The organism is Qipengyuania thermophila, from assembly GCF_004153605.1.
Classification (GTDB): Bacteria; Pseudomonadota; Alphaproteobacteria; order Sphingomonadales; family Sphingomonadaceae; genus Qipengyuania_B; species Qipengyuania_B thermophila.
On record NZ_SDSI01000002.1, the window covers coordinates 767,141 to 779,883 of the forward strand.

10 protein-coding genes are annotated in these 12,743 nt (G+C 67.3%); 6 read left to right on the forward strand and 4 right to left on the reverse strand.

The genetic code is table 11. From position 1 onward, the window contains the following. Positions 1-5 precede the first annotated feature (5 nt). A complete protein-coding gene (locus ETO60_RS07985; protein WP_130004393.1) occupies positions 6-1,316 on the forward strand; it encodes a bifunctional folylpolyglutamate synthase/dihydrofolate synthase in 1,311 nt (436 codons plus the stop codon). On the opposite strand, the gene ETO60_RS07990 is transcribed toward ETO60_RS07985, so the two are convergent. After that, entirely contained in the window at positions 1,313-2,662 is a 1,350-nt protein-coding gene (locus tag ETO60_RS07990; RefSeq protein WP_130004394.1) for an AmpG family muropeptide MFS transporter, read from the reverse strand. The genes ETO60_RS07985 and ETO60_RS07990 overlap by 4 nt on opposite strands. Before the next feature lie 141 nt (positions 2,663-2,803). Between ETO60_RS07990 and ETO60_RS07995 the strand changes: the two genes are divergently transcribed. The 3 genes from ETO60_RS07995 (at position 2,804) to ETO60_RS08015 (ending at position 7,381) form a co-directional block, all read left to right on the forward strand. Beyond that, on the forward strand, positions 2,804-3,559 hold the full coding sequence (locus ETO60_RS07995) for a pseudouridine synthase (RefSeq protein ID WP_130004697.1): 756 nt from the start codon (positions 2,804-2,806) through the stop codon (positions 3,557-3,559). 3 nt (positions 3,560-3,562) lie between these two features. Then, positions 3,563-4,123 (forward strand): 16S rRNA (guanine(966)-N(2))-methyltransferase RsmD, encoded by a 561-nt coding sequence (rsmD, locus tag ETO60_RS08000; protein ID WP_130004395.1) that lies wholly within the window; start codon positions 3,563-3,565, stop codon positions 4,121-4,123. Between the two features lie 951 nt (positions 4,124-5,074). Next, a complete protein-coding gene (locus ETO60_RS08015) occupies positions 5,075-7,381 on the forward strand; it encodes an ATP-dependent helicase (RefSeq protein ID WP_130004398.1) in 2,307 nt (768 codons plus the stop codon). Between the two features lie 5 nt (positions 7,382-7,386). On the opposite strand, the gene ETO60_RS08020 is transcribed toward ETO60_RS08015, so the two are convergent. The 3 genes from ETO60_RS08020 to ETO60_RS08030 all read right to left on the reverse strand — a co-directional run bounded on the left by ETO60_RS08020 (position 7,387) and on the right by ETO60_RS08030 (position 10,286). Next, positions 7,387-8,214, reverse strand: a complete 828-nt coding sequence (locus ETO60_RS08020) for a sterol desaturase family protein (RefSeq protein ID WP_130004399.1) — start codon at positions 8,212-8,214, stop codon at positions 7,387-7,389. A 34-nt stretch (positions 8,215-8,248) separates the two neighbouring features. Next, complete coding sequence (locus ETO60_RS08025) at positions 8,249-9,625, reverse strand: DEAD/DEAH box helicase (RefSeq protein ID WP_130004400.1); 1,377 nt, start codon at positions 9,623-9,625, stop codon at positions 8,249-8,251. Between the two features lie 97 nt (positions 9,626-9,722). Continuing rightward, a complete protein-coding gene (locus ETO60_RS08030; protein ID WP_130004401.1) occupies positions 9,723-10,286 on the reverse strand; it encodes a hypothetical protein in 564 nt (187 codons plus the stop codon). 133 nt (positions 10,287-10,419) lie between these two features. Between ETO60_RS08030 and ETO60_RS08035 the strand changes: the two genes are divergently transcribed. Both ETO60_RS08035 and ETO60_RS08040 read left to right on the forward strand, forming a co-directional pair. After that, positions 10,420-11,880, forward strand: a complete 1,461-nt coding sequence (locus ETO60_RS08035; protein WP_130004402.1) for an FAD-binding oxidoreductase — start codon at positions 10,420-10,422, stop codon at positions 11,878-11,880. 66 nt (positions 11,881-11,946) lie between these two features. Further along, the gene (locus ETO60_RS08040; protein ID WP_130004403.1) at positions 11,947-12,729 is read left to right on the forward strand and encodes a SapC family protein; all 783 of its coding nucleotides are present in this window, start codon (positions 11,947-11,949) and stop codon (positions 12,727-12,729) included. The last annotated feature ends 14 nt before the right edge of the window (positions 12,730-12,743 follow it).

Here is a 12,743-nt window from a genome sequence, read left to right on the forward strand (position 1 = left end):
CACGAGTGCGCGACGTTGGCCGGTCCGATGACCCGCGGGTGCAGGCGCAGCTGGACCGGCTCGCCCGCCTCAGCCAGCCGGAAGGCCGGCTGGGACTGGAGACAATCCGTGCACTGCTCGCCCGGCTCGGTGACCCGCAGGATCGCCTGCCGCCGGTGTTCCACGTCGCCGGGACGAACGGCAAGGGATCGACCTGCGCTTTCCTGCGCGCCATCTGCGAGGCGCAGGGGCTGCGGGTCCACGCCACCATCAGCCCGCATCTGGTCCGCTACAACGAGCGCATCCGCCTCGCCGGAGCGCTGATCGAGGATGCTCCGCTCGCCGTGCTGCTCGAGGAGGTGCTGGACGCCGCCGAGGGCCTCGCCCCGTCCTTCTTCGAGGCGACCATCGCGGCCGCCTTTCTCGCCTTCGCGCGCGTTCCGGCCGACGTGTGCATCGTCGAGGTCGGACTTGGCGGACGGCTGGATGCGACCAACGTGATCCCTGCGCCCGCCGCCTGCGGCATCGCGGCGCTCGGCCTCGATCACGAGCGGTTCCTGCTGGCGCCCGAGGAGAACACGCCGGCGCACCCGCTGGCCCGCATCGCCTTCGAGAAGGCCGGCATCGCCAAGCCCGGCGTGCCGCTGGTGACGCTCGCCTATGGCGAGCCGGAAAGGGAAGCGATCGCCGCCACGGCCTCCCGCGTGGGCGCGCCCTGGTTCGCGCAGGACCGGGATTGGGACATCCGCGACCTTGCTGTCGGCCTTTACTACGGCGACGAGACCCGGGGGGAGACAAGCGGCCTGCATCTTCCGCTGCCGTCGCTTGCCGGCGCGCATCAGGTCGCCAATGCCGGCCTAGCCATCGCCATGCTTCGCCATCAGGAGAAGATCGTCGTCAACGAGGCAGCCATCGCCCGCGGTCTGACCACGGCCGAATGGCCCGCAAGGCTCCAGCGGCTTGGTCCCGGCCCGCTCCTCGCGGGTCTGGCGCCGCGCGAGATCTGGCTCGACGGCGGGCACAACGGCTCTGCCGCCGCGGCTCTGGCCGCGCACCTTGCGGGGCGGCCAGTCCACCTGATCGTGGGCATGATCGAGAGCAAGGATCCCGGCGCGTTCGTCGCCGCCTTCGGCAACAGCGTGGCCAGTCTCGGCGTCGTTCCGGTGCCGGGCCACCGGTGGCACGACGCCGCCGCCTTTCCGCCGCCTGCCTGCTTCCGCGAAACGGTGGCCGACGCGCTTCGCGCCATGCCGGACGATGGCCTGCCGGTGCTCATCACCGGCTCGCTCTATCTTGCCGGCGCCGTGCTGAAGCAGAACGGCGCCCTGCCGCGCTAGAGCGGGGGATCGCTGCGCGCGCTGCCCGGCCCGACTTCACCGGCGGTGCCGATCGCCGCGTCCACCAATCCGGTGCGCATCATCCACCAGAACAGCACGATGCCCGGGAGCGCCAGCACCGTGGTCAGCAGGTAGAAGTTGACATAGCCGACAGCGTCGATCAGCGCGCCCGCGGTCGTGCCCGTCAGCACGCGCCCGACAATGCTCGCCCCGGCGCTGATGAGGGCATATTGCGCGGCGGTGAAACGCAGGTCGCACAGGGCCGAGAAATACGCGACGACCACGACCCCGCCATACCCGCTGGCGAAGTTCTCGAAGCCGATCGCGGCCGCCATGCCAAGGTTGCTCTTGCCGGCCGCCGCCAGCGCGGCGAAGCTGAGGTTTGACACCGCCATCAGGACCAGGGCGATGAGCACCGATCGCTTTAGCCCCAGGCGGGCGTAGATGATCCCGCCGACGAACACGCCGACGATCAGCGCCCAGAAACCGACGCCGACATCGTAGATGGCGATCTCGTCGTTGGTGTAGCCGAGATCGTTGAACAGCAGGCGGAAGGTGAGGTTCGCCAGCGTGTCGCCGATCTTGTGCACGAGGATGAACAGCAGGACGAGCCAGGCGCCGTGCCGCCTGAAGAATTCCGAGAAGGGCCCGACGATGGCCCGCCACGTCTCGGCCAGCCCCTGCCTCGCTGCAACGATCTGCCGGCGCGCAGGCTCGCCGAGCGCCAGCGCCGTCAGCATCGCCGGCAGGGCGAACACCGCGCACGCCATGTAGGCCGCTTCCCATCCGTAACGGGCGGCCACCACGAGGGCCAGGGCGCCCGCACCGGCGGCGCCGATGCGCCAGCCATACTGACTCATCCCCGAGCCGGTGCCGAGCTGATAGGGTTTGAGCGTCTCGATGCGGTAGGCGTCGATGACGATGTCGAAGGTCGCGCCCGCGATGCCGAGCAGCACCGCCGACGTCGCGGTCCAGACGATGTCGACGCTGGGCTGCACCAGCGCCAGGTTGATGGTGGCGGCGATCACGAGAGCACCGGCCACCAGCATCCACGACACCCTCTGGCCGAGACGGCCCAGGACCGGGATCCGCACCCCGTCGACGATCCACGCCCACAGGAACTTGAGGTTGTAGACGAGGAAGGCGAGGGTGAAGGCGGTGACGGTCGACTTGTCGATCCCCTCCTGCGCGAGCCGCGTCGTCAGGGTGGCCGCCAGAAGCGCGAACGGGAAGCCGGAGGAAATGCCGAGAAGGAACGCCGCCGCGGACTCCTTCTCCAAGTACGGCAGAACGGCAGCGAACAGCGACGGCTGCGCGGCCGTCTGCGCCGGTTTGGTGTCCACCATGTTCTGCTCCCCTCCTCGTTCCGGTCCGCTGTGCTCAGCGTTCAGCCGGTTGCTAGCACCCGTTGATGAACGCAAGTGTTATGCGCGCGTCAAGGGCCCTGCCTTGCACACCGTCCGGCGACGCCGTAGGCGCGAAGGATGATGTCCGATCCCCGGCCGAGCGGCGACCGCATTGCCAAACTGCTTGCCCGCGCCGGCGTGGCCAGCCGGCGGGAAGTCGAACGGATGATCGCGGACGGCCGGGTGAGCGTGAACGGGCAAACGGTGGAAGGTCCGGCGACCTTCATCACCGACCTGCGCGGCGTGACCGTCGATGGCCAACCCGTGGCGCAGCCCGAGCGTGCACGGCTGTTCCGGTTTCACAAGCCGCCGGGCCTGATCACCGCGGAACGAGATCCGCGCGGTCGCCCGACGATCTACACGGCACTTCGCAACGCGCTGCCGGCGGGAGCGCCGCGGGTGATGCCGGTCGGCCGGCTCGACCTCAACACCGAAGGTCTGCTGCTCCTCACCAATGACGGCGCGCTGAAACGGGCGCTCGAACTGCCGTCGTCCGGTGTGCCGCGAACCTACCGCGCCCGCACCTACGGCACCATCACTCAGGCCGCGCTCGAGGATCTAATCGAAGGCATCACCATCGACGGGGTCCGTTACGGGCGGATCGACGCCAATCTCGAACGGCGCACCGGCCGCAATCAGTGGATCGAACTATCCCTGACCGAGGGCAAGAACCGCGAGGTGCGCCGGGTGCTGGAGCATCTGGGTGTCGCCGTGAGCCGCTTGATCCGCACTGCCTACGGGCCGTTCCTGCTCGATCATCTGCCGCCGGGCCAGGTGGCGGAGGTGCCCGGCCGCGACGTCGCCGCGCTGCTGAGGCAGCTGCGAGTGGGGGGCTGAGCCGTGCGGATCATCGCCGGCGAATGGAGGGGGCGCCGACTTCGGGTTCCCGACTCCGGACTGACCCGACCCACCGCCTCGCGCGTGCGGGAAACCCTGTTCAGCATGCTGCACAGCGAACTGGGCTCGCTGGAGGAGCTGCGCGTCGCGGACCTGTTTGCCGGGTCGGGCGCGCTCGGGCTGGAAAGCCTCTCCCGCGGCGCTGCGTCCTGTGTGTTCGTCGAGCACGAGGCTAAGGCTCTTGTCTGTCTGCGGGCGAACATCGCCGCCCTGGGCGCCGACAGCCGCGCGACCGTGCTGACGGAATCTGCCACCCGGCTTTCCCGGCGCGCGGATGCGCTGGACCTCATCCTGCTCGATCCGCCCTACGACAGCACGCAGGGCGACGTGGCGCTTCACCGCTTGCTGCGCATGGGCTGGCTGGGCGAGGCCAGCATCGCCGTTCTTGAACATGATGCCCGTCGCACGGTGTCGATCCCAGGTCTTCAGGTCGTGAAGACGCGGCGGGTCGGCGTGGCCGGTCTTACGTTTCTGCGCCGCGACCCAAACGCCGTGACGGTGTGACGTCCGCGAAGGACGCCACACCGCAAGGCACAGCGAAAGGTCAGCGGGTCCGGGCGCGCGCGGTCTGACCGCGGGCTTCCGACCGGTTGATGCAATGGTCACGGCGCGTCGCGGAGCACACCGGAAGGTTGCCGGCCGTCGTGTCCACGTTTGAGGCCGGAAGCGGCTGCACGCGCGGATTGCTGACCCACCGGATGTTGCCGCTGGTCATCCCCTGCTGGCCCATCGCGCCCTGCTGCTGAGCCATCGTGCCCTGCTGCTGGGCCATGGCGCCCTGCTGCTGAGCCATGGTGCCCTGCTGCTGGCCCATGGTGCCCTGCTGCTGCCGCATCGTGCCCTGCTGCTGGGCCATGGCGTTCTGCTGGGCGGCTGTCGCACCGCCGGCGGCCGCGATCTGCTGGCGGATGGAGGNTTCTGCTGGGCGGCTGTCGCACCGCCGGCGGCCGCGATCTGCTGGCGGATGGAGGCCCAGGCCGCCGTGCGCTGCTCAGCGGGAAGGTTGTAGAGCTGGCCGCGCTGTTCGTCGTTCAGCAGCCACCAGGCGTCGCGATCGCTTTCGCTCAATGTCCAGTAGTAGGACTGCATCTGGGGGCTCATCCGGTCAAAGGTGCCACGCCGTTCCGGGGTGAGCCGGTCATAGGCGGCGCGCTGGGTAGCGGTCATGGTCTGGCTTTGCGTCCCGCTCGTGCCGGTCGTGGTGGTGGTGGTCGTCTGCGTGCGGGTCTGGGTCTGGGTCTGGGTTTGAGGCTGTGTCTGGCTCTGGGCGACGACGACGGCAGGAACCGCCATCAGCGCGGCGCCGGCCACGCCGGCGAAGACATGTTTGATCATGGTGCTACTCCTTGGTGTTCATCGTCACGATGCTACGCAGAGGCACGCGGTTGCGTTCCGGCAATGCGCCGAACTGCCCTTGTCGCGCCGTCCGCCGTTCTCTAGCTGTTCCGACGAGCCATGAACGACATCGAGACCACAGCGGAACACCCTGCCCACGTGCCGGAGTTTCTCCGACGGCTGAACCCGCCTCAGCGTGAAGCCGTGCTGACGACCGAAGGGCCGGTCCTCATGCTGGCGGGCGCCGGAACGGGGAAGACGGCGGCGCTCACGGCCCGGCTTGCCTATCTCATCCTGACGCGGCGCGCGTGGCCAAGCGAAATCCTGTGCGTCACCTTCACCAATCGCGCCGCCCGCGAGATGCGCGAGAGGGTCACCCAGAACCTCGGCGGCAATGTGGACGGGATGCCATGGCTCGGCACCTTCCACGCCTTGTGTGCCCGGATGCTGCGGCGGCACGCCGAATGCGTCGGTCTGCAAAGCAACTTCACCATTCTCGACACTGACGACCAGCTGCGCCTGCTCAAGCAGCTCATCATCGACAACGAGGTGGACGAAAAGCGCTGGCCCGCGCGCCAGCTCGCACAGCTGATCGACAGGTGGAAGAACCGGGGCCTGAACCCTTCGGACCTTGACGCATTCGAGAACGAGGCCTTCGCCAACGGGCGTGGACAGCAGTTCTACGATCTCTACCAGCAGCGCCTGAAAGCACTGAACGCCTGCGACTTCGGCGATCTGATCCTGCACATGGTCAACATCTTCAGGCGCGAACGCGGCATTCTCGAACAGTATCAGCAGCGTTTCCGGTATATCATGGTGGACGAGTATCAGGACACCAATCAGGTGCAGTACCTGTGGTTGCGGCTGCTGGCGCAGGGACGCGGCAATGTATGCGTCGTGGGAGACGACGATCAGTCGATCTATTCGTGGCGGGGCGCGGAGGTGGCCAACATCCTCCGTTTCGAGAAGGATTTCCCCGGTGCCGCGGTGATCCGGCTGGAACAGAACTACCGCTCGACCCCGCAGATCCTGGCCGCCGCGTCGGGTCTGATCGGCGCGAACCGCGAACGGCTGGGCAAGACCTTGTGGACGGAACTGCCGGCAGGAGAACGGGTGCGGGTGATCGGCGTCTGGGACGGACCGGAAGAAGCCCGCCGCGTTGCGGACGAGCTTGAGGAACTGATGCGCGGCGGAACCAGGCTCGATGCGACCGCCATTCTCGTGCGGGCGCAGTATCAGACCCGCGAGTTCGAGGACCGGTTCATCCAGTCCGGCATCTCCTACCGCATCATCGGCGGCTTCCGCTTCTACGAGCGGGCCGAGGTCCGCGACGCGCTTGCGTATCTGCGCGTCATCGCCCAGCCGGCGGACGATCTCGCGTTCGAGCGCATTCACAACCAGCCCAAGCGCGGCCTCGGGGCCAAGGCCTTGGACGCCATGCGCCGCCACGCGCGCCGCACCGGGATGCCACTGGCGGCAGCCGCGCTGCAACTGTGCGACAGCGACGAACTGCCGCGCCGCGCTGCCAACACGCTGGCCGGGCTGCTGAACCTGTTCGCGCGGTGGCGCGAACAGGCGCACGATCTTCGTCCCGCCGATCTCCTGCGCCTCGTGCTCGCGGAAAGCGGCTACGAGGAGATGCTGCAAAAGGAACGCAGCACGGAGGCCGCGGCAAGGCTGGAGAACCTGTCCGAACTGGCGCGGGCGATGGAAGACTACCCGTCGCTCGAGCATTTTCTCGAGCATGTCAGCCTCGTCATGGACAACGACGCGCGTGACGATGGCGACAAGGTCACGATCATGACCATGCACGCGGCCAAGGGGCTGGAATTCGACCACGTCTTCCTGCCAGGCTGGGAGGAAGGCGTCTTCCCCTCCCAGCGCGCGCTCGACGAAGGCGGCACGGTGAGCCTCGAGGAAGAACGCCGGCTCGCCTATGTGGCCATCACGCGCGCACGCCGGCGTTGCACGATCCTGCATGCCGCCAACCGCCGCATCTATGGCAGCTGGACAAGCTCCATTCCCAGCCGCTTCATCGGCGAACTTCCCGCCGATCACGTGGAGCAGCACACGACCATGACCGGCGGCGCCTCGCTCTGGCGTGCCAACTGGTCCGAGCAGGAGGATCCGTTCGCCCATGTCGCGGCCCTGCGCCCCGACCGCGCCGCCGGGCGCGGGCCCGGGTTCCAGCGGGCGGTGGCGACGGGCTACGACCTGAAACAGCTGAGCGTGCCGGAAAGCCGGCGGAGCGCGGCGAGCTTTGCTGCGCGACCCCGCTCGGACATCGCGCCCGGCACGCGCGTCTTCCACGACAAGTTCGGTTACGGCACCGTCACGGGGCAGGAAGGCAACAAGCTCGAAATCGATTTCGAAACGAGCGGTCCGAAGCGGGTGATCGACAGTTTCGTCAGACCCGCGGCGCACTGACCTTCTCAGGTGGCCGATGCGGCGTCGGCAGCGGGTGCAGCAACACCGCCGGATCTCCGACGCATTTCCCATGGACGGCGCAGCTCGCCCCAGAAATTGCGGGTTCCTTCCGCGATGCCGGTTTCGCAATCCACATGCGCACGAGGATCGGCGTAGGTGCCGAACACATGGTCCCACAGCGTGACGGTGTTGCCGAAATTCGTTCCCATGAACGCCTCGTCACGGATGTGATGGAGACGGTGCGCCGCCGGCGAAATCAGAACCAGCCCGAGCGGACCGAGCGTCCAGGGCACGTCCGCATGGATGAAGAAGCCCCAGAACCCGCGGATCACGCCTGCCGCCGCGACAGCCCAAGGGGGAAAACCCAGCACCAGCAGTAGGAGCACGTCGACCAGCAGGCTGATGAGATTGCTGACGGGGTGTTTCCGCAGCACTGTCAGCCAGTGGTAGTGGGTGTCGGCGTGGTGCGTCGCGTGAAACGGCCACAGCGCGGGAAGATGCTCCGCCCGGTGCCGCCAGTACACCGCGAAGTCCCACACGAGGACTGCGGCGACAAGTGTCATCGCCGCCGGCGCTACCGCCCACAGCTCGACAGCAAACGGCCAGGCCGGCACGCGGTCGTGAAGCCAGGTCGAGGGAAGCACAAGCAGCGGCATCAGCACCACGCTGTTCAGGAACGCCAGGCCAAGATTGGTGGCGAATTCGGAGCCTGTGCGCTTCATGGCGTCGAGCAGCCCGCGCCCTTTGGTCAGCAGCGCGAGGCAGCCGAACACGAGGCCCATGCCGCCGACAAGCTTCAGAAAACCAACGAGGGACTGGGCCAGCACCGCCATGGCCCCGGCATACGGCCGCGGGGTTGTGCAAGTGTTAAGAAGCGGCCGTCGCCGACACGTCCAGGAATGACGGGCGAGGCCCGTTCCATTCGCCAACAACATCCGGTTCGGCGTCTGCCTCCTGCCGGCCGCCGCGTCGCTCTTCGCGGGATCGTCCCGACTCATGGCGCGGATCGCGTCCATGGGCGGCCGCCGCTTCTGCGGGCTCCTTGCGCCTCTTCCCCTTCCGGTCCGGACCGGCCGGCACAGAGACGCCTTGTTGCGCGTCGCCGCGACCGGCAGCACGCTTGCGCGTGTCGGGCAGCTCGAAAACGGGAACCATCAATCCGGTCAGCGTCTCGACGTTCTGCATCGCTTCGGCGTCGTCGGGGGTCACGAAGGTGAACGCGCGCCCCTTGGCGCCTGCCCGCCCCGTCCGGCCGATGCGGTGCACGTAGTCGTCAGGATGCCATGGCGTGTCGAAATTGAAGACGTGACTGACACCCTTGATGTCGAGACCCCGGGCAGCGACGTCGCTCGCCACCAGCACGTTGATCTCGCCGGACTTGAACCGCTCCAGTTCCCGGTTGCGGCTCGCCTGGTCCATGTCCCCGTGGATTTCGCCGCTGCGAAAGCCGTGGCGGCGCAGGCTCTGGTTCACCTCGCGCACAGTGGTCTTGCGGTTGGCGAAGACGATGGCTGTCTGCACATCGTCGTTCCTGAGGAACCAGCGCAGCGTCTCGCGCTTCTCGCGGGGCGCGACCGTCACCTTGTGCTGGGCGATGTTCTCGTTGGTTGACGCCGCACGGCTGACCTCGATCCGCTTGGGATTGTTGAGGAACTTGTTACCGAGCTTTTCGATCGGCGGCGGCATCGTCGCCGAGAATAGGACCGTCTGCCGCGTGGCGGGAAGCTTGCCGCAAATGAACTCGATGTCCGGGATGAAGCCCATGTCGAGCATGCGGTCCGCCTCGTCGATGACGAGCATCTCGCAGCCGGTCAGCAGGATCTTGCTGCGCTCGAACAGGTCCATGAGCCGGCCCGGCGTCGCGATGAGGACATCCACCCCTTCGTCCAGCGCCTTGACCTGATCGCCCATCTGCACGCCGCCGATGAGCAGCGCCATCTTGAGGTCGTGACCGCGGCCATAGATGGCGAAATTGTCCGCGACCTGTGCGGCGAGTTCGCGGGTCGGCTCAAGAATGAGGGAACGCGGCATGCGGGCGCGCCTGCGGCCGTGATGCAGGATGTCGATCATCGGCAGGACGAAGCTGGCCGTCTTGCCGGTGCCGGTCTGCGCGATCCCGATGATGTCCTTCATCATCAGCATGGCAGGAATCGCCTGCGCCTGGATGGGCGTCGGCTCGGTGTAGCCGGCGGCTTCGACCGCCTGAAGGAGTTCCGGCGACAAGCCGAGATCGGCAAAATTCATCTGGAAGTGAAGCGCCCAACAATGATTGCGCCGCAATGGCGGCGTTCCTGCGGCTCACCTTGTCACAACGCCGCGCGGAGTCAAGGACGCGGCAACCCTAATCCTGAACGACGAGCCGGTGCAGACGCCCCACGGTGCAGCGGACACCGGAGCGCGCCTGCACGACGTCGCGGGCAGGACAAAGCATCCCGTCTCCATTCCGCTCGACGTAGAAGCCGGAATAGAAGGCCTTGACCGGGCATGATCTGTCAAAAGCCACGCTGAACATGCGCCGATCGCGCAGGTACAGGAGCATGCGGTCGTCGCCATATCCGCTCACGCCGGCGATCTGCTCCATGGGAATGCAGCCCCTCGCCCGCCGTTCTTCCAGCCGCAGCGGCGCCGAAGCCGGGCGCCGCTGCTCGGCCAGCGGGGCAAGAGGGACCACGCGGATGATGACGCGCTGTTCGATCCGCACCTGCTGGGCGCGGCGATCCAACCCGTGCCAGTCGAACAGCGCTCCTGCCGGCGCCGAGCGCGCCGGCCGCGGGAGGATGGCAGGGGCCGGTGCAGCCCGGACAACCTCGCTGCCCCCGCTTGCGGCAACTGCGCCCGTCTCGGCAGGCGCACCCGTTCCCAGCGCCGCGAGCACAGGGGTTCCGAGAAAGAGGTATGCCAACATGGATCCTGCGCACCTGCTATCCGGCCGCGTTCACCGGCGGCCGGTCCTGCTGCGGGCAAGGCTTGATCGCGCGGCGTTGAATGGAAAGTGAATTCGGCTCCACCCCGCACCGCCGAAAGGCTATGAGGGGCGCATGCGTGACCGACCTGCCACAGCCGTTCCGCTGCTCCGGCAGCTGGAAACCATTGTCGGGACTCGCTGGATCGTGACCGATGATGAGGCGCTCGCGCCCTGGTGCACCGACTGGCGGGGCCGTCACAGCGGCGTGCCCATGGCCATGGTCGCGCCCGCAGATGAAGGCGAGGTGCAGCAGGTGATGCGCTGCTGCGCGAGCGCAGCCGTTCCGGTGGTCACGCAGGGGGGCAATACGGGGCTTGTCGGCGGGGCGATCTGCGACGGCAGCGGAACACAGCTGCTCCTCTCCCTGCGGCGGCTCAACACGATCCGCGTCGACAATGAGACTCGCACCCTCCTGTGCGGAGCGGGCGCCGTTCTCGAAGCCGTTCACGCGGCCGCCGAGCGCGAAGGCCTCCGGTTCCCGCTTTCGCTGGCGAGCAAGGGTTCGGCGACGATCGGGGGGCTTGCGAGCACCAATGCGGGCGGAACCCAAGTGCTTCGACACGGAACGATGCGCAGCCTTGTGACGGGCGTCCATGCAGTGCTGGCGGACGGGAACCTGCTCGTCGCGGACACCGGGCTGCGCAAGGACAACCGCGGATTCGATCTCAAACAGCTGTTCATCGGCTCCGAAGGCACGCTGGGCATCATCACCGCCGTGCGTCTCGTGCTTCGACCGGCGGCGGTTGCCCGCCACACGGCCTGGCTCGGCGTGGACTCGCCCGAGCAGGCGTTGAGCGTTCTGACCCGTCTGCAGGCGCGTCTGCCCGACCAGGTGGAAGCTTTCGAACTCATGCCGGAGGTGTGTGTCGGCAATGTGGTTCGATATCTGGCGGAGCGTCAGCCGCCCTTGCAGGGCGATCATCCATGGCACGTCCTGGTGGAAGTGGTTGACGAAGGACGGCTGCTCACCGGCGAGGCGCTGGCGAACGAAGTGGAGGCGGCGCTCGGCGCGCTGCTCAAAACCGGCATGATCCGTGACGCGGTCCTCGCGGCGTCCGGTGCGCAGGCAGCCGCTTTCTGGCGGCTGCGCGAGAGTCTGTCGGCTGCGGAGAAGGCGGCGGGTCCGGCATTGCAGCACGACATCGCTGTCCAGCCGGACCAGATGCCGGCGGTGATCCGCGATCTGGCAAAAGAGGTTCCGGCTGCCTTCCCCGGCTACAGCACCCGCGCCTTTGGCCATCTCGGCGATGGCAACATCCACCTTCACGTGGTGCCTCCACCCGAGGCCGGACCCGGATGGCAGTCGGGGGTTGGCCGAAAGATCAGCCAGTTCGTCTACGATGCGATTGTCGCCCGTGGCGGCACCATCTCCGCCGAACACGGGATCGGTGCGGAAAAGCGGGAGCTTCTGGCAAGAACCGCAGACCCTGTGATGCTCGGCGTGATGCGATCGGTGAAGCAGGCTCTCGATCCTGACGAGCTGCTCAATCCGGGCAAGCTGGTGCCTCTTGCGCCGGAGCAGGCGCGCCCGTAAGGCGCCGCGGGACGGACGCCCGCGCAGCATGCCGGGCACAATCGAGCCGCGATCCGGAGACCTGCGATGGCCAGTGCGCCGCAACCACCCCTGCCCCTGTTCTACAACGACCTGATGCCGCTCAATTCCAACGACCATGCCTCATGGCGCATGCGTCCGTCGGACAAGGCCAAGTGGCTGGTCGGGCAACATGCGGTGCCGGTGACGGCGGACGAACTGGTGCAGGCCCAGCGCGATTTTCCGATCGTGTTCTCAGCCGGCGAGAACCCGGTGCCGCTGGCCCTCATGGGTCTGAACGAGGGCGTCAATGTCTTCGTCGACGAGGAAGGGCGGATCGAAGCGCCAGTGTACCTGCCGGCCTATGTGCGCCGCTACCCGTTCATGCTCGTCAAGCTTCGTCAGGACAGCGACGACCTGTCGCTGTGCTTCGATCCCACGTCGGACATGCTGGGTGAAGACGGCGATGGGGAACCGCTGTTCGTTGACGGACAGCCGTCCGAAACGACCCAACGGGTGCTTCAGTTCTGCGAGCAGTTCGAGCAGGCGGGGCAGAGAACCAAGTTCTTCATGGACGAGCTGCACAAGCATGGTCTGCTGATGGACGGCGAGGTGACGATCACGCAGCCGGATCTCAGTGACCAGCCATTCGTCTATCGCGGCTTCCAGATGATCGACCAGGACAAGCTGCGCGAGCTTCGCGGCGATCAGCTTCGCGCATGGAACCAGAACGGCATGCTGCCGCTGATCTTCGCCCAGATTGCCTCGCTCGAGCTCATGCGGACGATTTTCGCCAAGCAGGCCGAGAAGGGCCTTGTGCCGCAGCAGAAGGCGAACACGTCGAACGCCTGAGTGCGGCCCGACGC